Genomic DNA, 22359 nt, shown 5'->3' on the forward strand with positions numbered 1-22359 from the left:
AAAACGGATATAATGAAGTGGGATTTTTGACAGGTGAGAGGGGAGACAGGATTTGAAACAAGAAAAATCAATCGCACTACCATTGGCTATTTCTATAATTGCTATTTCTTTTGCAGCAGTTTTTGTAAAGATGTCCTCAGCACCATCTTCAATATTAAGTATGTACCGCTTATGGATTATCGTACTTATTATGCTGCCTATCGTATGGAAAAAAAGAGAGGAATTTAATAGGATTCAAATGAAAGATTGGGGCTTTTTAATTGGATCTGGTTTCTTTTTAGCACTTCATTTTCTTTTATGGTTTGAATCTTTAAAGCATACAACAGTTGCTAGTTCAACAATTATTTTGGCACTTCAACCGATCGTATCTTTAGTTGGAGGTTTTTTTCTGTTTAAAGAAAGAACAACATATTCAGCCATTGCAACGATGGGAATCGCTATTCTAGGCGTAATGTGCATTGGTTGGGGAGATTTAGGTTTAAGTAAGCAAGCAATTTATGGAGACATATTATCCTTTCTAAGTGTAATAGCAGTTGTCGGTTATTTATTTATTGGGCAAACGACAGTAAAGAAAGTATCACACTGGATTTATAGCTTTACAGTCTTTGCATTCGCAGGTCTTTTTATGGGGATTTATAATGTCATATTGCAAGTACCCTTTACAGGTTATACGAAGTGGGATTGGACCGTTTTTCTTTTACTTGCGGTTGTGCCGACAGTGTCACATGTAATTAATAACTGGCTATTAAATTATGTAAATGCAACGACAATTTCAATGAGTATTTTAGGAGAACCTGTTGGAGCATCTATACTTGCGTTCTTCTTACTTGAAGAAAAATTAAATGCAATGCAAATTATCGGTAGCATGCTCGTATTGTTTGGTGTATCTGTTTTCTTACTGCAGCAACAAAAGCGAACAGCAAAAAATGTCGTAAACGAGCCGGTGTACACACAGGAATTATAGTGTTAGGGGAGAAAAGAGAAGTTGTGATACTTCTCTTTTTGTTTTATAGAAATACGGGCGTAGAAAGGGGAGGGAAATGGAGTTTCCATCAAAAAAGATACATGGTTATATCCAATTTTTTTTATTGTTTTGGGTGCTTGTTTTGCACCAATTTTTGTAGGGAGAGAATATTTTCTTTTGCTTTTTACAATTCCATTAGCAATGTTGTTTAGCTGGAGTTGGTTTTTGGCAAAATATATTGCCCGGGAAGAAATAATTACGATTAGATCGGGTCTCGTTACAAAACGTATATTTATACGAGATATAAAACAAATTTCAAATACGAAAAATCCAATAGCAGCCCATGCATTATCATTTGACCGACTTGGAATTGTTTACGATACACATAAAACAGAAAGTATTTCTCCAAGAAATAAAGAACAATTTATTAATCTTGTAAAAAGTAAAAACTCAAATATTGAAATCAAGTAAAAAAGTGGCTCCAAAGCCACTCTTTTACTTTGGATTTGTCATATAAGGTTGTACATGAATGACACATAGGTCACGGAATTTGCCTTCAGCAGTTGTGACAATTACGACTGCTCTACCTGCGTTTTTTCCAGTAATTGTCACGGTGTCGCCTTTTGGATATATGGTGATGATATCAGAATTCATATTTGACCAAATAAGCTCTTTATGCGTTGCTTGTATTGGCAAAATGGAAGCTGATAACACAATGTTTTGTCCCGTTTTTATTTTTAATTTATGTTTTTCCATATGAACACCGATGACTGAAATAACAGAAGGAGCAATTGAAATTTTAGGCGGGTTAGGTTGCATGTTTAAACAAGACGCAGAAGTATTTGTGATAGGTGAAAATTTTCGTGTTTGTTGTTGCTGGAAAGCTGCTAACATGTTGGAGTCCCCTTTCTGTATAAGTGCTGATACTCATACTATAAAGGAGTAGTGTTATGTTAAATTTAACGAAACATAAAGAATTTGTTAAATTTGATAAGAAGATTGTCGAACTGTAAAAAATCTCTGCTGTTACGATAACAGCAGAGATTTTTTTTATAAATTATGACGATGTTGTTTTTCGAAATCCTTAAATTGCTCTTCAACTTCTTTTGAAGGTTGTGTTAGTAAACTAACAATTACGATGGCTAGTAAACTAATAGCGAAACCTGGAATCATTTCATATAAGAAATCTTTTAAGAATTTGAATTGAGTCCATATAATAACAGTAGCGGCACCAGAAATCATACCAGCAAGCGCGCCCCATTTCGTCATACGTTTCCAATATAAGCTTAATAAAATAGCAGGTCCAAATGAAGAACCAAAACCAGCCCAAGCGTACCCAACAAGAGCTAAAATCGTATCATTTTGTTTAAACGCTAAAGCGCACCCAACTAAGGCAATAACAAGTACAGCCATACGACCGACAAATACAAGTTCTTTATCAGATGCAGAACGTTTGAAGAATGTACGATATAAGTCTTCCGTTACGGCACTAGAAGTAACGAGTAACTGAGATGAGATTGTACTCATGATCGCTGCTAAAATAGCGGCTAATAAAAATCCAGTAATAAGTGGGTGGAATAAAATTTTTCCAAGTTCAAGGAAAATTGTTTCTGGGTTAGATAATGTTAACTCTTGTTGTGAATAGTAAGCAATACCAATAAGACCAGTAAACATAGCTCCAACAACAGAGAAAATCATCCAGCTCATACCAATTCTTCGTGCACTTTTAAGTTCTTTTACAGAAGAAATTGCCATAAAGCGTACGATAATATGAGGTTGTCCGACATAACCAAGGCCCCATGCGAATAGAGAAATCATTCCTAAAGTAGAGGCACCTTTAAAAATATCTAGACGTGTTGGATCTACAGATCGAATTGTATCAAATGCAGGTCCAAGTCCGTTCGAATTCATAATTGTTACGATAGGAACAAGAATAAGAGCGACTACCATAATGATTCCTTGTACGAAGTCTGTCCAACTTACTGCTAAGAAACCACCAAATAATGTGTAAGCGACAACAACGCCTGCAACAATGAATAATCCAACATGATAGTTCATGCCAAATGAATTTTCAAATAATACAGCGCCTGAAACTAATCCTGAAGCTACATAAAAAGTAAAGAAAATCATAATAACAAGTCCGGATACTAAGCGTAGCATATGAGATTTGTCGTGGAAACGGTGTTCCAAAAATTCTGGAATAGTAATAGAGTTGTTTGCAATTTCTGAGTAGGTACGTAAGCGAGGAGCGACATAAAGCCAGTTTGCGTATGCGCCTAGTGTTAGGCCGATCGCAATCCAACTACTACTTAATCCAACGCTAAACATTGCACCGGGTAATCCCATTAAAAGCCAACCACTCATATCGGATGCTCCAGCACTTAATGCTGTTACTGCGGGGCCTAGTGTACGCCCGCCAAGCATATAATCTGTTAAGTTGGACGTTCGTTTGTAGGCGAAATAGCCGATTACTAACATCCCGAGCATGTAAATAGAGATAGAAGTTAAAGTTAACATCTGCGTACTCATGTAGTTCCCCTTTCTTTTGTCAGGTCTTTTGATGCGTTATGCATATTTTTATCCCGCATTAACGGGCAGCAAAACTCCCACCTTAAAATTGGCTGGGCAAGGAAGTTAGGTGGGAGATCAACTGTCCGTTAATGCCCGATTGGTTCAACTAATAATCAGTGGGGATGAACACCCTCTACTGATTAAAGTTTCACTTTATAATCTATCATGATTATTCTGAAAAATCCATATATAAATAAGAATTTTCAGAAATGTAAGCGTTTTTTGATGTCATTTTACTTTTTTAATATATAATATTCATACAAAAAACCTTATTTTTAATAGAGTATTTATTATATTTACATAAAAAGAGGTTGTTTTGTCAATATAATATTGAAAGGAAAGAAAAATAAAATTTTTAAAAAAGTATTGACTTGTGAAAAAAGTCAGGTCTATAATGAGTGCAACTTAAAAAAATGCAAGCGTTGATGAAGAAGAGTACACATGATGAACATGTCAGAGAGCTGATGGTTGGTGCGAATCAGTATGGAATTGATGTGGAATGGGCTTCGGAGCTTCCAAACCGAAACGAAAGAAGTAGGCTTTGGCGACATGATCTCATCGATACAAGAGACACGTATTGTTTTTGATACGGTAAAGTGCGTTACATTTGTAACGAATTAAGGTGGCACCACGGGAGTACCCGTCCTTTCTATAGGATGAGTACTCCCTTTTTGTGTATAAAAAATTAAATAAATCAAATCGTTTAAGTAAGAAGAGTACGTATATTGGAGACGTTACAGAGAGCCGGGAATAGGTGGGAGCCCGGTACGGTGCCATATACGGAATGGGCTTACGAGAGGTATGCTGAACAATCGTTTTCAGTAGGCAACCCGGGTTCCGCCGTTACAAGGATAAGGTATAAATTTTGTACCTGAACAAAGCGGGATGCTTTTGCATCCAACACGAGGTGGTACCGCGGTATATTTATCGTCCTCTACATATTTTCGATATGTAGGGGACTTTTTTATTTTTCAGAGTGAGGTGAAGGACATGATGACGAAAGAAGAATTTATAAAACAAAAAAGAGAGAGAAAGACATTTTTAGTAATTACTGAAGAAGAAGGAGATAGCATTACGCCAATTTCTTTATATAGACGTATGAAAGGAAAGAAGAAATTTTTATTAGAAAGTTCACAGCTTCATCAAGATAAAGGGCGTTATTCTTACTTAGGATGTAATCCTTATGGAGAAGTAAAAAGCGTTGGTACGGAAGTAGAACGAACGATTTTCGGCCGGGCAGAAAAGTTACAAGGTAACGTACTACAAGTATTAGAAGAAATAATCGCATCATCACAAGTAGACAGCCCATTTCCATTTTGCGGAGGAGCAGTTGGTTATATTGGATATGATGTCATTCGGCAGTATGAAAACATTGGAGCGGATTTACACGACCCATTAAATATTCCGGAAGTACACCTCTTACTATATCGTGAGTTTATCGTTTACGATCATTTACGCCAAAGGTTGTCGTTTGTATATGTATGCAGGGAAGATGATTCAGCAGATTATGAGGAAGTATACGAAAGGCTACGAGTATACAAAGAGGAAGTGCTACAAGGAGAAGAAACTGAAGTAAATGCAATACAATCCACATTATCATTCACTTCTTCTATAACGGAAAAAGAGTTTTGTGGGATGGTAGAAATGGCGAAAGAACATATAAGAGCCGGAGACATATTCCAAGTCGTACTGTCACAGCGTTTACAAAGTGAATGTATTGGTGATCCATTCGCGTTATACCGAAAACTTCGAATTGCAAATCCATCACCATATATGTTCTATATCGATTTTCAAGATTATGTTGTACTCGGTTCTTCGCCGGAAAGTTTGCTATCAGTAAGGGAGGATAAAGTAATGACGAATCCAATTGCTGGTACAAGACCGAGAGGGAAAACGAAGAGGGAAGATGAGGAAATCGCAAAAGAACTGTTAGACAATGAGAAAGAGCGAGCAGAGCATATGATGCTTGTAGATCTTGGGCGAAACGATATTGGTAGAGTGAGCGAAATCGGCTCGGTTACGATAGATAAATATATGAAAGTAGAAAAATACTCTCACGTTATGCACATTGTATCTGAAGTTTACGGAACATTGCGAAAACAAATGAGCGGATTTAATGCATTAGCGTATTGCCTACCAGCAGGAACGGTTTCTGGGGCTCCGAAAATTAGAGCGATGGAAATTATAAATGAGCTAGAGAATGAAAAAAGAAATGTATACGCGGGTGCAGTTGGATACGTTAGTTTTTCAGGAAATCTTGATATGGCGCTCGCTATTCGAACGATGGTCGTAAAGGATGAAAAAGCATACGTTCAGGCAGGAGCGGGAATTGTTTATGATTCAGACCCAGTAGCTGAATATGAAGAAACGTTAAATAAAGCGAGAGCACTATTGGAGGTAATGAAATGATTGTACTAATTGATAATTATGATTCATTTACTTATAACTTGTATCAACTGTTAGGTGAATACGAAGAAGATATTGTAGTCGTAAGAAATGATCAAATAACGATAGAACAGCTAGAAGAGATGAATCCAACAGGAATTGTGCTTTCACCAGGACCAGGAAAACCAGAGGATGCTGGTATTTGTATCGAAGTGATTCGTCATTTTTATAAGAACGTTCCCATATTAGGTATTTGCCTTGGTCATCAGGCGATTATATCAGCATTTGGAGGAGACATTGTTAGAGCAGAACGTATTAAACATGGGAAAACATCACGCGTGAAACATAATGGAACGTCAATTTTTTCATACGTTACACAGCCGTTAACAGCGATGCGCTACCATTCCCTTGTTGCAGCGCAAACGAGCTTGCCAGAGTGTTTTGACATACTAGCGACAGCGATGGACGATGGAGAAATTATGGCAGTTCGTCACAATTATTATCCGCTATTCGGATTACAGTTTCATCCGGAATCAATCGCGACAGAAGAAGGCGGAAAGTTAATACGTGCCTTTTTAACAGAAGTGAAGGAGGAGGAAAGAGTATGAATAGCTATCTTCGTAAATTAGTGGAGGGGAAACATTTAACAGAAGAGGAAATGTATAGAGCAGGGCTTCTTTTATTAAATGAAAACATATTGGAAAGTGAAATTGCAGCTTTCTTAGTCTTACTGAAAGCGAAAGGTGAAACTGCAGAAGAAATATACGGCCTTGTTCGAGCTCTTCGCGAAAAGGCACTACCATTTTCGAACCATATACAAGGAGCGATGGACAATTGCGGAACGGGTGGTGACGGTGCCCAAACGTTTAATATTAGTACAACATCGGCATTTGTACTGGCAGGAGCTGGCGTAAAGGTTGCAAAACATGGTAATCGAGCTGTTTCTAGTAAAACAGGAAGTGCGGACTTATTAGAAGAATTAGGTGTAAATATTAGCAGTACGCCAAACGAAATTGATTATTTATTAGAGCATGTCGGCATTGCATTTTTATTTGCACCAGCGATGCATCCAGCACTAAGGCGCATTATGAAAATAAGAAAAGAGTTAAACGTGCCGACGATCTTTAATTTAATTGGTCCTTTAACAAATCCGGTAAATTTAGAAACACAATTTGTCGGCATTTATAAACGAGATATGTTACTACCAGTTGCGCAAGTATTACAGAAGCTGGGAAGAAAACAAGCGCTTGTCGTAAACGGAAGTGGATTTTTAGATGAAGCATCATTACAAGGAGAGAATCATGTTGTCATTTTAAAAGATAATGAAATAGTAGAAATGAGTATTGATCCAGAAAAGTATGGTTTTTCAAGAGTGAAAAATGAAGAGATTAGAGGAGGGAATTCAAAAGAAAATGCAAAGATTACGGTCGGCGTATTGAGCGGAGAAAAGAGTGTTTATCGCGATACCGTTTTATTAAATGCAGGTCTAGCTCTTTTCGCAAATGGAAAAACGGAAACGATTGAAGAAGGAATTAAACTCGCGGCACATAGCATTGACTCTGGAAAAGCATTAGCCAAATTAAACTTATTAATTGTAGCAAGCAACGAAAAATTAGAAAGGGTGAACTAAAGTGGGGACGATTTTAGATAAAATTGTAGAACAGAAGAAAAAGGAAGTTGCGGAGTTATATGAAATATATACACCAGTAAAAACAAAAAGAAAGACACAGTCACTTGTAGAAGCGTTACAGCAGTTTACTGTCATTGCAGAAGTAAAGCGAGCATCACCATCAAAAGGAGATATCAATTTACACGTTGACGTACGAAAACAAGTGGGAACATATGAGAAATGTGGTGCAGGAGCAGTATCTGTTTTAACAGATGGTCAATTTTTTAAAGGATCGTTTCACGATTTACAAACAGCAAGAGAAGAAAGTAACATTCCGCTTTTATGTAAAGATTTCATAATCGATAAGATTCAAATCGATAGAGCGTATGAAGCGGGAGCAGATATTATTTTACTAATCGTAGCAGCGTTAACGAAAGAGAAGTTAAAAGAGTTGTATAGCTACGTGTTAGAAAAAGGATTAGAAGCGATTGTTGAAGTTCATGATGAACAGGAATTAGAAACTGCGATTGTATTAAATCCGCACGTTATTGGCATTAATAATCGTAATTTAAAAACGTTCGAAGTAGATTTAAGCCAAACTGAAAAGCTTGGAAAAAGATTGAATGAGGAGAAACTACTTTGGATTAGTGAAAGTGGCATTCATTCAAAAGAAGATATTATTCGTGTTAAAAGAGCTGGAGCCAAAGGTGTATTAGTTGGAGAGGCGCTTATGACATCATCTTCTATTAGTAGTTTTTTTGAAGATTGTAAGGTGAATATATGAAAGTGAAAATTTGCGGCATCACTGATGTGGAAACAGCGAAAAGTGCGTGCGAATATGGCGCAGATGCACTCGGATTTGTTTTTGCAGAAAGTAAGCGGGAAATCACTCCAAAGAGAGCGGAAGAAATCATTCAGGAGCTTCCAGCCAACGTGTTAAAAATCGGTGTTTTCGTAAATGAATCAGTAGAAGTGATCCAGAAAATTGCAGATGAGTGCGGGTTAACACATGTACAACTACATGGGGATGAAGACAATTATCAGATTAGAAGATTGAATATTCCGTCTATAAAGTCGCTAGGAGTAACTTCAGAGAGTGATATGAAAAACGCCCAAGGGTATGAAGCGGATTATATATTATTTGATAGCCCGAAAGAAAAGTTTCATGGAGGAAATGGAAAGACATTTTCATGGGAACTACTTAGAGATATGCCAAAAGAATTGCGAAAGAAAATGATATTAGCTGGTGGATTAAACGCTCTTAATATAGAAGAAGCAATTCGAACTGTTCGGCCATATATGGTCGATGTGAGCAGCGGAGTAGAGACAGAAGGAAAGAAAGATGTAGAGAAAATAAAACAATTTATTATAAAAGCGAAGGAGTGTTACAAATGAACTACGCATATCCAGATGAAAAAGGACATTACGGTATATACGGAGGACGATACGTTCCAGAAACGTTAATGCAATCTGTACTAGAACTAGAAGAAGCATATAAAGAAGCGATGCAAGATGAAGCATTTCAAAAGGAATTAAATCATTATTTAAAAACGTACATCGGAAGAGAAACACCGCTATATTATGCTGAAAATATGACGAAGTATTGCGGTGGTGCAAAGATTTATTTAAAACGTGAAGATTTGAATCATACAGGAGCTCATAAAATTAACAATACAATCGGTCAGGCACTACTTGCAGTGCGAATGGGCAAGAAAAAAGTTGTCGCTGAAACAGGAGCTGGACAACACGGAGTTGCAACAGCTACTGTATGTGCTCTTCTCGGATTAGAATGCGTCATTTTTATGGGAGAAGAAGATGTAAGACGTCAAAAATTAAATGTGTTCCGAATGGAATTACTCGGAGCGAAAGTAGAAAGTGTAGCGGCAGGTAGCGGTACATTAAAAGATGCGGTAAACGAGGCGCTTCGTTACTGGGTTTCACATGTGCATGATACGCACTACATTATGGGATCTGTTCTCGGACCACATCCATTCCCGCAAATTGTCCGTGATTTCCAAAGTGTAATTGGAAATGAAACGAAAAAACAATATGAGGCGTTAGAAGGAAAGTTACCAGAAGCAGTCGTTGCTTGTATTGGCGGTGGTAGTAATGCGATGGGGATGTTTTATCCGTTCGTACACGATGAAGAAGTTGCTCTTTACGGCGTAGAAGCAGCTGGAAAAGGCGTTCATACAGAAAAGCATGCAGCAACTTTAACGAAAGGAAGCGTTGGCGTTCTCCACGGATCAATGATGTATCTTCTGCAAAACGAAGAAGGACAAATTCAAGAAGCACACTCTATTTCAGCAGGACTTGATTATCCAGGTGTTGGTCCAGAACATAGCTTGCTAAAAGATATTGGCCGCGTTTCTTATCATTCGATAACAGACGAAGAAGCATTAGAAGCATTTCAATTATTAACGAAAAAAGAAGGCATTATCCCGGCGTTAGAAAGCTCGCATGCTGTCGCATACGCATTAAAATTAGCTCCGAAAATGAAGGAAGATGAAGGACTTGTTATTTGTTTATCTGGCCGTGGTGATAAAGATGTAGAGAGTATAAAACGTTATATGGAAGAGGTGTAAAAAATGGGAGTAGAAAAAATTAAAGCAGCGTTTGAAAATGGCAAGAAAGCATTTATTCCGTACGTAATGGGCGGAGATGGTGGCCTTGAAAAATTAAAAGAAAGAATTCGTTTTCTAGATGAGGCTGGAGCAAGCATCGTTGAAATTGGTATTCCATTTTCAGATCCAGTCGCAGATGGCCCAACGATTCAAAGAGCAGGGAAACGAGCGCTAGATAGCGGTGTAACAGTAAAAGGTATTTTTCAAGCATTAATAGAGGTAAGGAAAGAAGTGCAAATTCCGTTTGTACTCATGACATATTTAAATCCAGTACTCGCATTCGGAAAAGAACGATTTGTAGAGAAGTGCTTAGAGGCCGGTGTGGATGGTATTATCGTTCCTGACTTACCGTATGAAGAACAAAATATTATTGCGCCGTTACTTCGAGAGGCAAACATTGCGCTCATTCCACTCGTTACCGTAACGAGCCCTATTGAAAGAATTGAAAAAATCACGAGTGAATCAGAAGGGTTCGTTTATGCTGTTACAGTAGCGGGCGTAACGGGAGTACGTCAAAACTTTAAAGAGGAGATTCATAGTTACTTAGAAAAAGTAAAATCACACGTCAACTTACCAGTAGTCGCTGGATTCGGCATTTCAACAAAAGAACATGTAGAAGAAATGGTTACAATATGCGACGGAGTTGTCGTTGGAAGTAAAATCATTGAGCTTTTAGAAAATGAAAAGCGAGAAGAAATATGTGAATTAATATATGCAACAAAACAAAAAGAAGAGGCGTAAGTCTCTTCTTTTTGTTTTGCGTAATAAATGTTAAAATATACAGAAAATACATATAATTTAGAGGGTGAGAAGGCATGCTAAGACGTAAACTACTATATCTATTTTTAACTGTACCGCTATACGCTTGGCTCATTAGCATGACGAAAATAGAGTTAATGGCTCTATTTTTAGGATATGTATTTATCTTTTCCAACTTAAATCGCATTCAAGAACAGTCTATTTTAGAAATATGTCTATTTTCGATTAGTATAGAATTATTTAGTATCGTTTCGATTGTATTATTAAACGAATTATTTCTACGGATTCATTCATTTACATTAATGAAATTTTGGAATATTGCATTGCAAGCAATATGTACTTACATTGTGTTTGTTGTGTTGAAAAAAATAATCGGACAGCAGACAGTTTTTCAGGATAATAGAAAATGGGAGTGAATGAAAAGGGGCCGTTTGGCTCCTTTTTTAAATCTGTTTTAAAAACAATTGAAAATTACAACATCTGTTATATAATAGTTAAAAATTGTATTTTAAACGAAATGAGATGATAACATGGCCATATTGTTGGCACTTATCCCAATTATGATGATTTTCATTTGTTTATTTTTATTTAAACAAACGTCATTAAGGTCTTCGTTAATTTCTTATGCTGTATGTGTTGGAATCGTTTTACTCTCGCCAACGTTTCAATTAGGGATAAGTGAAACTGTGCACGCAACGATTAAAGGGTGGTTAATTTGTTTTATTGTCGGGTACGTTTTATTTTTCGGTATTTTTTTATTTCACCTCATGAACAAAATGGGGTACATCGATCAAGTAGCACGTTTTCTAGAAGAAGTTACTCAGGATCGCTTATTACAAATGCTGCTTATGTGTTTTGGCATTTGCCCGCTTATTGAATCAGTAAGTGGATTCGGTATCGGCTTCATGGTTGCAGCACCTATTTTTCTTTCACTAGGATATAAACCATTTCAAGCTGTACTGCTCTCATTTATCGGCTTACTAGCTAGTTCATGGGGCGCAATGGCAACTGGTACGATTATCGGTTCGCAGCTAATAAATATGCCTCTTAAAACACTTGGTACAAATACAGCGCTATTAAGTATTCCGATGTTTGCTTACTTTGTTATTCTTTCTTTACACGTTGTTGGCGGCTGGCAAGCGGTTATAGAAAAGTGGAAAGAAGGAGTAGGATTCTTTCTATTATTTTCTCTCGGAATCTATCTTTCTAATGCGTACGTAAGTGTTGAACTAGCCGGGATATTAAGTTCTATCGTTACGATTACATTTGGCTTTCTTATCATTAAATTAAAAGGAAAAAGTGGGCAAAATCTTATAACAGAACATGCGGCTGCAACGGAGAGAGAAGTATCCATTATAAAAATTATTAGCCCTTATATATTTCTAACAGTTTGTATTTTACTTTCTCGCCTCGTTCCAGCATTACATGATTTGTTCAGATCATATGCGGTTCTTGATTTGAAATCATACTCTTACAAACTAGAGTTACTATATTCACCAGGATTTTGGCTCGGTATGACTTGCTTATTTACTATTATTTTCTTCCGCATCCCGTCTAATATTATTAAACAATCACTCTCGCAAACGATCAAACAATGGATTCCTTTTGCGATTACGACGACAATGTTTATCGCCATTTCAGAACTAATGGGTGCATCAGGCATGCATTCATTACTCGCAAAGACAGCTGGTGATACATTTGGAACATTTTTCGTTTTCGTTGCTCCGTTTATTGGCGCTATTGGTGGATTTTTAACAGGTAGTAACGCAGGATCAAATGCAATGTTTATAAAACTACAAATGCAAACCGCACAAAACGTAGCACTCCCGTGGCAATACGTCACAACACTGCAAAACACCGCATCATCAGTAGCGACAATCGCTTGCCCGTCACGGATTACACTAGGTGCTTACTTATGTAATATCCCTTACCGTGAAAATGAACTGTTAAAGAAGACGACGTTAATGATCTTTGGTGCGGTTTTGCTTGTAATGGTAGAAGTTATTGTTTGGTATATGTTGAGAAATTAAAAATCCTCCTAAAATAGGAGGATTTTTTTTATGAGTGGATAATGATTTAAATATGAATAGCTTCTACTAAATGAATAGGAGATGAAATGTATGCCCCTAAAAAACTACGGTGTGTTAAAAGGTACAGTTATACAATCAAAGATTGGAAAAGGGAAAACACCTCATTATCAAGTTCATTTACAGGGCGAGACTGGAGTAGATTATCGTATTGCTATTAACGTAAAGTCGCAAAGTTATCCGTCAGAAGTTTTATATTTTGCGAGTAACGATATTCGGTCAGAGGCGATTCACATTTTACCGACATTACCATTTGGTTTTACGGAAGTAAAAAACAATGAACCGAAAGTGGCTTTAGATTATGTAAGAGGAAATCTATTTGACTCAAAACAAATGATTCCTTTGCCTCCCGAAAAAGCAGGAGCAGATAATGATTTAAACGAAAAAATAGAACGTTATATAAAGCGAGCGATGGAAGAAAAAGCAATTATTTACGCGTTTGGCGAAAGATGGGGACCAGAAGAAAACACACCAGATTCCTATTTTCATTTCAAACCAGGAAACGGTATACATGATATTCACATGAATCAAGGGAATGTAGAAAAATGGCAAGGTGATGATGGCATCTGGCAAGATGGAGGAATACTTATTCACTTTGAAAAGGAAGAAGAATGGATTGGTATCTTTCTTGCCTTCCAATCACAGTCATGGTGTACCGATGAAGAGGGGCATGCTCGTGTTCCGGTTGAGCATTGTGATTATAAGGGGAATAATTAATAAGAAGAGGGCGTTCAAAAGGAACGCCCTCTTCTTATTTTATAAAACGAAAAACTAACGAGTGTAGAAAGACAAGAGAACAGCAGTGCCACACTAGAAAACGCAATGAGATACATATTATATTTCATAACCTGTCCAATTAGCTGATTACTGTCGTATTGAAACAGTCCTGCTATTATGTTGAATAAAAATAACACGATAAACATGACGACAACACCGTCTATTGATCCTTTAATGTCTGGTTTACTTAAAGCGATATGTGCGGAAATGCAAATGGCGATAAATAAAAATAACCAAAAGGAAGGATTCAATAAATTGCCGATTGTAAATAAGCTTTTCAATAATACAAACGTCGACAAGAGCATGTTTTGAATCATTTCTACATTAATAGAAGTAGAAGCAATCGTTTTTTCGAGAGTTGTATTAAATAAAAAATATGATTCTGGTACGAAATAGCGCATTAAAAGGATTAATGCAGTAATACCAGAAATAATAGGCCCAATACCGATAAAGAAATTCCCAATTCGTTGATACACACTTTTTTGATTGTATTGATGTTGTATATAACCTAAAGCCCCTTGACTTGTATCTGTTGGGAAGAACTGAGTCGCCACAATTTTATGACGGAACAGTACGCACATAATGGCATGTCCAAGTTCGTGAATCGGAACACCGATCCAAGCCGTTAATAGGAATCCTTTTCTTCCAAAAGCTCTCGACCAATACATGCGTGTGAGAGATTCTAAATAGCCTAATAGAAATCCAATTACAATGATAACGCCAATTAAAGATAATAATTGTATTACGCTTGTAAGGAGTATTTGAAAAATTGAGTTTACCAATTCCATTTTCTTTCATCCAATCTGTTAAAAATATTATTTATTCTGTTTCATAATAGCATTTTTTTTCAAGATTGCTAGCACATATATTTTCTTTCGGAAGAAGGATTTCAGAATCTTTTTCTTGTAGTCATGTTTTATGTACAAATTCATATATTGAACTTGTAACACCCTATAAGGTATATGCTTAAGGAGGGATAAGAGAATGAAATGTCCGTCATGTCATACAGAACATGCAGTAGAGGCAAAGTTTTGCGGGAATTGTGGACATTCGTTAACGGAAGAAGTAGTGGCAAGTAGTGGCAAAGAAGAAGGGCAGGAACAAGCGCGCGCGGCACAAGAAAAGGAAACGCGTCCAAATGAAACGGTAGAACAAGCGAAGCGGTTTGCGAGCGGCTATTTTCAATTTTTTAAACATGCATTACAAGCACCGACAGCGATTATGAAAAGCGGCGCTATTGAAGTGCGAAATGGAATTGTAAGTCTTGTTCTTATTTGTTTTTTAGGAGCATGTATTTTTTATAGAATGATGAGTGCAGCATCAGCAGTTACGAGAACATTTGCACCAGATATATCTACTCCCACGTTTTTTGGAGAATCTATAACGGTCTTTTTCTTTTTATTAATTTTAACTTTATTTGTCGGATTTATTATTTTTGTAAGTGGTAAGATGATGAAATCATCTTTTTCGTTTCTTGAAGTATTTGGTATATGGGGAACGATAGCGACGCCGGCTATTGTCATATTAGTTCTTTCTTTTCTTTTTAGTTTTTTATTAATCTTTTTCTTACCGATATTATTATCGGTAGTTGCAACTTATATAGGGATTAGTATAGCTGTAGCCGTATTAAAACTAGACAATGGCGGATTAGATCTCGTTTACACACTTATTATTGCAAATGTTTTAATTGGAATTGCAACGTTCATTGTACTTTGGTCTTACATTAGCACGATAATTCAAGCCTTAACACAGGGAATAACTGGCTTCTAATGAAAAGGTGGTTGACTGAATGAATGTATGTACAAAGTGCGGAGTTCAGTTTGAAGATGGTGTACAATTTTGTCAAAACTGCGGGATGAAGAGGGGAAGTCCTGTAGTAAAGAAGAACATGAGCAGTGGTACAAAAGTTGGCATTACACTGTTAGCACTATTTGTTATAGCGATTATTGGATTGTATTTGTACGGATCATCGTATTATACGCAGGTGGCACAAGTAGACCGGATGATTACGATTTTACAAGAGCGGGACGGAGAGAATTTAGCTGAAATCGTTACGGCAGATGATCCATCGGTTATGATAACGAGAGAGAGTTTAACGCCTCTATTTTCATATATAAAAGAAAATCCATCTTACGTAAATGAATTAAAAGGATATTTGAGACAAGGTGAAAAACAACGGGACGGAATAGAAAGAGCTGATTTTTCATTAACGAAAGACGGAAAGTATTTCTTTATATTTGATCGGTATAAATTGAAAGCGAAGACGTACTATACAACTTTGCTTATAAATGAAAAAGGCGTATCGTTAAAAATGAACGGAAAAGAAATTGATAAGACAGATGACAAAAAGTTTGAGAAGCAATATGGGCCATTTCTTCCGGGAAATCAAGTGTTTCAATCAGAATATAAAAATGACTATGTAAAACTATCTCGTGAGGAAAAGGTTGTACTTATGAAACAAAGCCAAAATAACGTAACGATAGATTTAACGTTGCAAGGTCAATATATTACAGTTCAAACGAACGCGCCTGGTGCAACATTGTACGTAAATCAAAAACCAGTTACAGCGCTCGCAGGAGAAGAAATTACATGGGGGCCTGTAGCGACTGATGGAAGCGCGAAAATTTATTTAGAACGAAATGGAGAAAATGGACGGGAAACGACAAAAGTAGAGACGGTAACGGCACTTTCGTCTTATAATCTTCCATTCCAAACGAAAAGTGCAGAAAAAACCGTTGTTTATAATGTTACCCCGCCACCTACGACTGGGTATGTATATAATGGTTTCATCTTTCCTGATAGTGATATTCGAAAATTAACGAGCACAGATTTAACCTATTTATCGAAAGAACAGTTGAAAATTGCTAGAAATGAAATATATGCAAGGCATGGACATATTTTTCAAACGAAAGATATGCAAGCGTATTTTGCAAAACAGTCTTGGTATAGAGAAAACCCTTATTTTACAGGAACGTTAACAGATATCGAAACTTATAATATTGAACTGATTAAATCAAGAGAATAGAACACATGAAAAAAGGTACGGTGCGTAACTGTACCTTTTTTATGGTTTTTTATCTGAACCAGGATCCCTTGAGAAAAAGATATGAAAGAGAAATGTGACTTTACTTGCTCCTCCTGATGTACTTGCTTGCACATCAGATAATGCGTTAGATGTTAAAACACCTTCAGAATGAGGGGGTACGACTATTTTGAGAGTATCATCTGATTCTGATGATGCAGTAACTGTTATTGTATCATCAGATAAGTTCAAAATTTTTACAGTACCGATTGGTAAGATGGACTTGCCAGCGTGTGATGCTGAAGCAAAGCGAGAGCCTTTCCAAATCGTTTGTGGAAAAGTTTCATCATTAGATAACCAAGCACGAGCACTATAAATGGTTGCGTTAATAGAAAATTCTTGATCAAGCGACAAGGCGGGTTTTGGTTCTTTCGGTTCCTCTGGAAACTGAGCGAGAAGACCAGCGCACATGTATATTTCACCTACTTTCAATTGGTTACTGTTATAGCATATTAAACATTTTGTTTATAAGACACGACAGTTACCTATTCATACATAAGTTTGTGCACTAAATTTGAAGATGAAATTCTCTTTCTTTACAATGGAAGTAGGTGTTATTTCTATAAAATATGGAAAACGTAAAGAGTATGTAAAAAAGAAGGAGTGGTAAAGTGAACTATGTCATTATTGGCGGAGATGCAGCTGGTATGAGTGCAGCTATGCAAATTGTTAGAAACGATGAAAATGCAAATGTTGTAACTTTAGAAAAAGGTGAAATTTATTCATACGCTCAGTGTGGATTACCGTATGTCATTAGTGGTGCTATCGCTTCAACTGAAAAGTTAATCGCGCGCAACGTAAAGACGTTTCGTGAGAAATATGGAATTGATGCGAAAGTGCGTCATGAAGTAACGAAAGTAGATACGGAAAAGAAAATGGTGTACGCAGAGCATACGAAGACGAAGGATGTCTTTGAATTTCCATATGATCGATTATTAATTGCGACTGGAGTGCGTCCTGTTATGCCAGAATGGGAAGGACGGGAATTACAAGGCGTTCATCTTTTAAAAACAATTCCTGATGCTGAGCGCATATTAAAAACGCTAGAAACGAATAAAGTTGAAGATGTAACGATTATTGGCGGTGGTGCCATTGGACTTGAGATGGCAGAAACATTCGTCGAACTTGGTAAGAAAGTAAGAATGATTGAGCGAAATGATCATATCGGTACGATTTATGATGCAGATATGGCAGAGTACATACATAAAGAAGCAGATAAGCATCATATTGAAATTTTAACGAATGAAAATGTAAAAGCATTTAAAGGAAATGAACGAGTAGAAGCAATCGAAACGGATAAAGGTACGTATAAAGCAGATCTTGTTTTAGTGTCGGTGGGAGTGAAGCCAAATACTGATTTTCTTGAAGGGACAAATATACGTAAGAATCATAAAGGAGCAATCGAAGTAAATGCATATATGCAAACAAATGTGCAAGACGTATATGCAGCCGGTGATTGCGCAACACATTACCACGTTATAAAGGAAATTCATGATCATATCCCGCTCGGAACGACTGCCAATAAGCAAGGGCGACTTGCTGGACTGAATATGCTTGATAAACGAAGAGCTTTTAAAGGTACGTTAGGCACAGGCATTATTAAATTTATGGATTTGACACTCGCAAGAACAGGGTTAAATGAAAAAGAAGCAAAAGGGCTACACATTCCGTATAAAACGGTCAAAGTAGATTCTACAAATATGGCGGGCTATTATCCAAATGCAAAACCACTTTACTTGAAATTACTATATCGCTCCGATACGAAACAATTATTGGGCGGGCAAGTAATTGGAGAAGAAGGCGTAGATAAACGTATTGATGTGATCGCGATGGCACTTTTCAATAAAATGAGCATTCATGATTTAGAAGATGTCGATTTAAGTTATGCACCACCATATAACAGCGTTTGGGATCCAATTCAGCAAGCGGCAAGGAGAGCAGAATAGCACTTTTTAAAGTGCTATTTTTTTGTTAAAGGGGAATTATCATTTTTGTCGAATGAAGAGGATCGGGAAATAGTTACATATGTGGAAGGGGAGTTTTTTTATGATTGTAGCACTTCAAAAAGTTCAAGAATCAGAAAAAGAAATATTACGTAATTTGTACGCTTTATATCTTCATGACCTTTCTAAGTTCACTATGAATATAACTATCGGAGCGAACGGATTTTTTGAATACGAAGGTTTGCATATGTTTTGGAAAAATGACGGAATCACGCCGTATTTTATAAAAGTTGATCATAGTATTGTAGGATTCTTATTACTACTGGAACGTCCGTTTTTGAAGAAGGAAAATGATTTTGGTATTAATGATATTTTCATATTGAATCAATATAAAGGAAAAGGAATCGGTAAACAAGCTGTTGAGAATTTACTAGAAGAGAAAAGAGGACAATATTTCGTTATCGAACTTCTAAAAAATGTACCAGCAGTGTCGTTTTGGAAGACCGTATATAAAAAACTGAACATTGAATTTGATGAGAAAGAGCAGTTAATTGATGATGAAGAATGTCTCGTTCAAACGTTTAAAATTTAATGAAATTGGTGTTCCTTTTATATTACTTTGAAATTTAACTTTATCCCGCTATTTGCGGACAGTAAGACCCCCACCTCAAAATTCAGCGAAAGCAAAGAAGTTAGGTGGGGGATCAACTGCCCGTAAAAGCCCGATTGGTTCAACTAATAATCAGTGGGGATCAAGACCCCTATTGATTAAAGTTTCGCTTAATTTTGAATATACCGTTCCCCCTTGAAAACATATTACTAATCGCTTATATTTTCATATAGTATTTATTTTTTAAACGAAGCAATGAACGAACCAGGGGGCGCAGTATGGCAATTAATATGAAAACAATCGAAGAATGGATTGTTGAATCAAATGCAAGACATGAAGAAGACTTTGGAAACGTTGTGGAAGAAATGAAAGAAGTATGTGTCGGACTTGATAACGCGACATTAATTTATACGAAAAATGTATTTTGTTTCGGTAAAAAAGTAGAAGTATTTTTCTTCTTCCAAGACCATGTCGTGATTGGACAAGAAAAAGACGAATATATTGAGATTGAAAAATTAAAGTATGATGACATTACAAATAATAATTTAAAAACAAATGACAAAAATACAACGTTAGAATTAAAGTTTGCTAACGGACAATCTATTAATTTAGATAGTTTAAATGATAACTACGGTACGAAAAATTGGTTATTTGCTAGACAAATTAAGAGTATTTTTAAGTTAATCTAGTAAAAAGCAGACCTCAAAGGGTCTGCTTTTTACTTAATTCCTATTACACAAAGGCAACCTCTTTCTTCATAGCATTTCACACTTGTAAATCCTGTTTTATAAAATAGGTTTATTAATTCTTCATTCGTTTTCCATTTCTCCATATGATATTGAATTTTGAAAGTTTCAGCTACTAATAAAAAAGATCCATTCGGTTGTAAGACGCGAAATATTTCTTTTATATCTTGTTCCACATCGGGCCAAAAGTAGTGTGTTTGAAAAGCGGTTATGAGATCGAAGAAGTTTGTATTGTAAGGAATAGAGGAGACACTTGCCTAATGAATGATTACTTTTCCTTTTTTTACGTCCTGTATATTGGCTTTCTTTGAGTTTTCAACAGCTTGATCTGAATAATCAATTCCATATATTTTCCCAAATGGAATTCGTTTTGAAAGAGTATGTATTGTTTTGCCACCGCCACAACCAATATCTAAAGTAATTGCATCTTTACGTATATGTATTTTTTGTAATCCCCAATTTGTTAGTCTCATATGTGCAGCGTTCATAATACAAAGCATGGAAGAACCAATTGTCCCGCGAGGTTTTTTTGCTTGCTGAATTAATCGTTGTAAAATGTTCAAGTTACATTCTCCTTTTATGTAAGAATATATACTCATTTCGCTTTTTATAAATTAAGTCCTTTAAAAAAAGCACGCCGTCTACCGGCGTGCTTCTAATTATGCAAAGCCCCTTTTAACCAATCCCGCGCCCGATACGCCCCAACAGGAATTTGAATGAGAGACGTTTCATTTCCAGCATCAATTCCGTACAATTGATCACATGAATTTGTATCAAAACTTAGTAAAGGATGCCCGCCCATCCCCATAGCAGTTGCAGCAAAAACGAGTTTATGAACGAGGATACCAGCTTCCATTTGGTGAATACGGTATCCTCTATAGCCTAATGCACGTGTATAGTAATCTTTCTTTCCGACTACATGTAAGCAAAGTGGTACTTGAAAAAGGTTTACGTTATCCATCGTCATACTAGATTGAAGGAGATAACGAAGGTCCCCATATCGAAGTGGTTGTATGGAATGTGTTTTACTGTTATAAGTGTAAGCACCGTTTTCTATATCTTTTACGTTATAGAAACATCCATATAATGAGACGCGTGCATTTTCATTTACATACTTACCATCAAGGTCGCTGTAATAGGGGAAGGAGAGGCTCGCTTCTTGTAATAAAGTAGCGAGCTCAGCTGCATCCCATTTCGTTAAAATAAAGTCCGCATCAGGAGAATATCGTTTTTTACAAAGTTGTAGGAAATCATACGATAACCGTTCTACTTTAGGTAGCTGTACAGCGTGCGTATTATGTTGATAGTGCTCTTCATGATGTAGTGTTTGGAAGTGTTCTGTCGATTCAATCATAGAAGCTTCATTTATTTTTGTTATCATCGGATGTTCATTTACATGTTTTGAGCGAACGAAATGTTCATGTGCTAACGGCGGAATTTGTTGCAACAACTCATGAGAAGTAACTGTTTTATTTTCACGGTAATCATTGTGAAACCAATTAGTTTCTGGCTCTGTACTTAAAGGAATAACGGCATACACACTTTCTTCACCTTCTGACAATCCGAGTAAATGGTTCAGTGCACGGTCTAGAAATTGAAAGTATACGCCGTTCGTATAACCGAACTGTTTTGCACATTCTAGTAATTGTCCAATGAGAACCCCGCTATCTAATCCTTGAAGGCGATATGAAAAATTATTGTATTTAAAGAAGTTTTTCCAAAACATAGTGGATACGAATGCGGCACCGAAACAATCATGTATATTACAGCGATTACCGAGTGCGTCTGCTAAATAAGAATCGAAATTTCCTTCGCGAAGTAAAATAAGTCGGTGATGCGCGGCGTCATAATGGTAAATGCCGTCTGGATAATCGTCAATCTTTAAATAGATATACAATTCATTCGGATATAAAGCACCGCCTGAAGGAATGGATCTGCGTAATACATTTCTCTCGCTATTTAGCTGACATAATTGTGTTACACCAAATGAATACCAAAGGTAGTGACCAATCTCATTTAGAGTAGGTGTAGTAGAAGAGTTCGATAAAGATAACGGGATTTCTAAGGAGAGCGGGATGGTAGGTACATTTCGATATAATTTATAAGGAAGCGGTGCGTCTTTCCAGTCCACCTCATGATTCGGCATAATTTCATCAATAGAGAAATGGAGATGATGTAAAAAAGTATCTAGCTGCATGAAAT

Annotated in this window: 21 protein-coding genes, 2 pseudogenes and 2 other annotated features; of the genes and pseudogenes, 17 read left to right on the forward strand and 6 right to left on the reverse strand. The window is 36.6% G+C overall.

Translation table 11 applies throughout. The annotated features are described in order from the left end of the window. Positions 1-52: 52 nt before the first annotated feature. Positions 53-964 carry a DMT family transporter gene (locus tag QCI81_RS20430; RefSeq protein WP_071730646.1) on the forward strand — a complete coding sequence of 304 codons (912 nt, stop codon included), beginning with the start codon at positions 53-55 and terminating at the stop codon, positions 962-964. 76 nt (positions 965-1040) lie between these two features. Then, positions 1041-1435: pseudogene (locus QCI81_RS20435) on the forward strand (PH domain-containing protein). 24 nt (positions 1436-1459) lie between these two features. On the opposite strand, the gene QCI81_RS20440 reads toward QCI81_RS20435, so the two are convergent. Together QCI81_RS20440 and putP are read right to left on the reverse strand one after the other, a co-directional pair. Continuing rightward, on the reverse strand, positions 1460-1858 hold the full coding sequence (locus tag QCI81_RS20440; protein WP_071730650.1) for an Ig-like domain-containing protein: 399 nt from the start codon (positions 1856-1858) through the stop codon (positions 1460-1462). Between the two features lie 156 nt (positions 1859-2014). Further along, positions 2015-3493, reverse strand: coding sequence for a sodium/proline symporter PutP (gene putP / locus QCI81_RS20445; protein ID WP_071730652.1), 1479 nt, complete (start codon positions 3491-3493; stop codon positions 2015-2017). Between the two features lie 455 nt (positions 3494-3948). Beyond that, positions 3949-4186 (forward strand) — a binding site (T-box leader). 42 nt (positions 4187-4228) lie between these two features. Beyond that, positions 4229-4473 (forward strand) — a binding site (T-box leader). Positions 4474-4525: 52 nt separating this feature from the next. Between putP and trpE the strand changes: the two genes are divergently transcribed. The 10 genes from trpE (at position 4526) to QCI81_RS20495 (ending at position 13716) form a co-directional block, all read left to right on the forward strand. Continuing rightward, positions 4526-5944, forward strand: a complete 1419-nt coding sequence (gene trpE / locus QCI81_RS20450) for an anthranilate synthase component I (protein WP_353810882.1) — start codon at positions 4526-4528, stop codon at positions 5942-5944. Continuing rightward, positions 5941-6528 (forward strand): aminodeoxychorismate/anthranilate synthase component II, encoded by a 588-nt coding sequence (locus QCI81_RS20455; protein WP_000636337.1) that lies wholly within the window; start codon positions 5941-5943, stop codon positions 6526-6528. Before trpE ends, QCI81_RS20455 begins: the two co-directional genes overlap by 4 nt. Then, complete coding sequence (gene trpD, locus QCI81_RS20460) at positions 6525-7550, forward strand: anthranilate phosphoribosyltransferase (RefSeq protein ID WP_053564994.1); 1026 nt, start codon at positions 6525-6527, stop codon at positions 7548-7550. Before QCI81_RS20455 ends, trpD begins: the two co-directional genes overlap by 4 nt. A 1-nt stretch (position 7551) precedes the next feature. Next, positions 7552-8313 carry an indole-3-glycerol phosphate synthase TrpC gene (gene trpC, locus QCI81_RS20465; RefSeq protein WP_000536703.1) on the forward strand — a complete coding sequence of 254 codons (762 nt, stop codon included), beginning with the start codon at positions 7552-7554 and terminating at the stop codon, positions 8311-8313. Next, on the forward strand, positions 8310-8924 hold the full coding sequence (locus QCI81_RS20470; protein WP_071730656.1) for a phosphoribosylanthranilate isomerase: 615 nt from the start codon (positions 8310-8312) through the stop codon (positions 8922-8924). Before trpC ends, QCI81_RS20470 begins: the two co-directional genes overlap by 4 nt. Beyond that, positions 8921-10114 (forward strand): tryptophan synthase subunit beta, encoded by a 1194-nt coding sequence (trpB, locus tag QCI81_RS20475; RefSeq protein WP_063220255.1) that lies wholly within the window; start codon positions 8921-8923, stop codon positions 10112-10114. The genes QCI81_RS20470 and trpB overlap by 4 nt, the downstream gene beginning before the upstream one ends. Positions 10115-10117: 3 nt before the next feature. After that, positions 10118-10894: a tryptophan synthase subunit alpha gene (gene trpA / locus QCI81_RS20480; protein ID WP_071730658.1), complete on the forward strand. Its 777-nt coding sequence runs from the start codon at positions 10118-10120 to the stop codon at positions 10892-10894. A gap of 74 nt (positions 10895-10968) precedes the next feature. Beyond that, a complete protein-coding gene (locus QCI81_RS20485; protein ID WP_053564990.1) occupies positions 10969-11328 on the forward strand; it encodes a DUF4029 domain-containing protein in 360 nt (119 codons plus the stop codon). 114 nt (positions 11329-11442) lie between these two features. Beyond that, positions 11443-12942 carry an L-lactate permease gene (locus QCI81_RS20490; protein ID WP_071730659.1) on the forward strand — a complete coding sequence of 500 codons (1500 nt, stop codon included), beginning with the start codon at positions 11443-11445 and terminating at the stop codon, positions 12940-12942. A 90-nt stretch (positions 12943-13032) separates the two neighbouring features. Continuing rightward, positions 13033-13716: a DUF2278 family protein gene (locus QCI81_RS20495; protein ID WP_064532942.1), complete on the forward strand. Its 684-nt coding sequence runs from the start codon at positions 13033-13035 to the stop codon at positions 13714-13716. A 14-nt stretch (positions 13717-13730) separates the two neighbouring features. Here QCI81_RS20495 and QCI81_RS20500 read toward each other — a convergent pair whose 3' ends face one another. Next, positions 13731-14564 carry a hypothetical protein gene (locus QCI81_RS20500; protein ID WP_000424522.1) on the reverse strand — a complete coding sequence of 278 codons (834 nt, stop codon included), beginning with the start codon at positions 14562-14564 and terminating at the stop codon, positions 13731-13733. 196 nt (positions 14565-14760) lie between these two features. Between QCI81_RS20500 and QCI81_RS20505 the strand changes: the two genes are divergently transcribed. Beyond that, positions 14761-15546 (forward strand): zinc ribbon domain-containing protein, encoded by a 786-nt coding sequence (locus QCI81_RS20505; protein WP_071730661.1) that lies wholly within the window; start codon positions 14761-14763, stop codon positions 15544-15546. Between the two features lie 19 nt (positions 15547-15565). Beyond that, positions 15566-16801: a TcaA 3rd/4th domain-containing protein gene (locus tag QCI81_RS20510; protein ID WP_353810883.1), complete on the forward strand. Its 1236-nt coding sequence runs from the start codon at positions 15566-15568 to the stop codon at positions 16799-16801. A gap of 39 nt (positions 16802-16840) precedes the next feature. Here QCI81_RS20510 and QCI81_RS20515 read toward each other — a convergent pair whose 3' ends face one another. Continuing rightward, positions 16841-17269: a hypothetical protein gene (locus QCI81_RS20515; protein WP_065482744.1), complete on the reverse strand. Its 429-nt coding sequence runs from the start codon at positions 17267-17269 to the stop codon at positions 16841-16843. A 200-nt stretch (positions 17270-17469) separates the two neighbouring features. Between QCI81_RS20515 and QCI81_RS20520 the strand changes: the two genes are divergently transcribed. The 3 genes from QCI81_RS20520 (at position 17470) to QCI81_RS20530 (ending at position 20100) form a co-directional block, all read left to right on the forward strand. Beyond that, positions 17470-18804 (forward strand): CoA-disulfide reductase, encoded by a 1335-nt coding sequence (locus QCI81_RS20520; protein WP_001110229.1) that lies wholly within the window; start codon positions 17470-17472, stop codon positions 18802-18804. A gap of 100 nt (positions 18805-18904) precedes the next feature. Beyond that, on the forward strand, positions 18905-19393 hold the full coding sequence (locus QCI81_RS20525) for a GNAT family N-acetyltransferase (protein ID WP_071730663.1): 489 nt from the start codon (positions 18905-18907) through the stop codon (positions 19391-19393). Positions 19394-19689: 296 nt separating this feature from the next. Further along, positions 19690-20100: a DUF3908 family protein gene (locus QCI81_RS20530; RefSeq protein WP_071730664.1), complete on the forward strand. Its 411-nt coding sequence runs from the start codon at positions 19690-19692 to the stop codon at positions 20098-20100. Between the two features lie 29 nt (positions 20101-20129). Here QCI81_RS20530 and QCI81_RS20535 read toward each other — a convergent pair. Then, positions 20130-20720, reverse strand: a pseudogene (locus tag QCI81_RS20535) (class I SAM-dependent methyltransferase). A 92-nt stretch (positions 20721-20812) separates the two neighbouring features. Continuing rightward, positions 20813-22354 carry a SagB family peptide dehydrogenase gene (locus tag QCI81_RS20540; protein WP_071730666.1) on the reverse strand — a complete coding sequence of 514 codons (1542 nt, stop codon included), beginning with the start codon at positions 22352-22354 and terminating at the stop codon, positions 20813-20815. Positions 22355-22359: the final 5 nt, after the last annotated feature.

It is taken from the genome of Bacillus cereus group sp. MG20 (assembly GCF_040459885.1).
In the GTDB taxonomy this organism is placed as follows: Bacteria; Bacillota; Bacilli; order Bacillales; family Bacillaceae_G; genus Bacillus_A; species Bacillus_A cereus.

Bases quoted from the DNA above. Each gene is read 5' to 3' on its own strand.
- trpA (WP_071730658.1), top strand. From the start codon at position 10,118: ATGGGAGTAGAAAAAATTAAAGCAGCGTTTGAAAATGGCAAGAAAGCA.
- QCI81_RS20440 (WP_071730650.1), bottom strand. From the start codon at position 1,858: ATGTTAGCAGCTTTCCAGCAACAACAAACACGAAAATTTTCACCTATC.
- QCI81_RS20495 (WP_064532942.1), top strand. From the start codon at position 13,033: ATGCCCCTAAAAAACTACGGTGTGTTAAAAGGTACAGTTATACAATCA.
- QCI81_RS20500 (WP_000424522.1), bottom strand. From the start codon at position 14,564: ATGGAATTGGTAAACTCAATTTTTCAAATACTCCTTACAAGCGTAATA.
- QCI81_RS20490 (WP_071730659.1), top strand. From the start codon at position 11,443: ATGGCCATATTGTTGGCACTTATCCCAATTATGATGATTTTCATTTGT.
- QCI81_RS20525 (WP_071730663.1), top strand. From the start codon at position 18,905: ATGATTGTAGCACTTCAAAAAGTTCAAGAATCAGAAAAAGAAATATTA.
- QCI81_RS20540 (WP_071730666.1), bottom strand. From the start codon at position 22,354: ATGCAGCTAGATACTTTTTTACATCATCTCCATTTCTCTATTGATGAA.
- QCI81_RS20505 (WP_071730661.1), top strand. From the start codon at position 14,761: ATGAAATGTCCGTCATGTCATACAGAACATGCAGTAGAGGCAAAGTTT.
- trpD (WP_053564994.1), top strand. From the start codon at position 6,525: ATGAATAGCTATCTTCGTAAATTAGTGGAGGGGAAACATTTAACAGAA.
- QCI81_RS20455 (WP_000636337.1), top strand. From the start codon at position 5,941: ATGATTGTACTAATTGATAATTATGATTCATTTACTTATAACTTGTAT.
- putP (WP_071730652.1), bottom strand. From the start codon at position 3,493: ATGAGTACGCAGATGTTAACTTTAACTTCTATCTCTATTTACATGCTC.
- trpE (WP_353810882.1), top strand. From the start codon at position 4,526: ATGATGACGAAAGAAGAATTTATAAAACAAAAAAGAGAGAGAAAGACA.
- QCI81_RS20530 (WP_071730664.1), top strand. From the start codon at position 19,690: ATGGCAATTAATATGAAAACAATCGAAGAATGGATTGTTGAATCAAAT.
- QCI81_RS20470 (WP_071730656.1), top strand. From the start codon at position 8,310: ATGAAAGTGAAAATTTGCGGCATCACTGATGTGGAAACAGCGAAAAGT.
- QCI81_RS20515 (WP_065482744.1), bottom strand. From the start codon at position 17,269: ATGTGCGCTGGTCTTCTCGCTCAGTTTCCAGAGGAACCGAAAGAACCA.
- QCI81_RS20485 (WP_053564990.1), top strand. From the start codon at position 10,969: ATGCTAAGACGTAAACTACTATATCTATTTTTAACTGTACCGCTATAC.
- QCI81_RS20510 (WP_353810883.1), top strand. From the start codon at position 15,566: ATGAATGTATGTACAAAGTGCGGAGTTCAGTTTGAAGATGGTGTACAA.
- trpB (WP_063220255.1), top strand. From the start codon at position 8,921: ATGAACTACGCATATCCAGATGAAAAAGGACATTACGGTATATACGGA.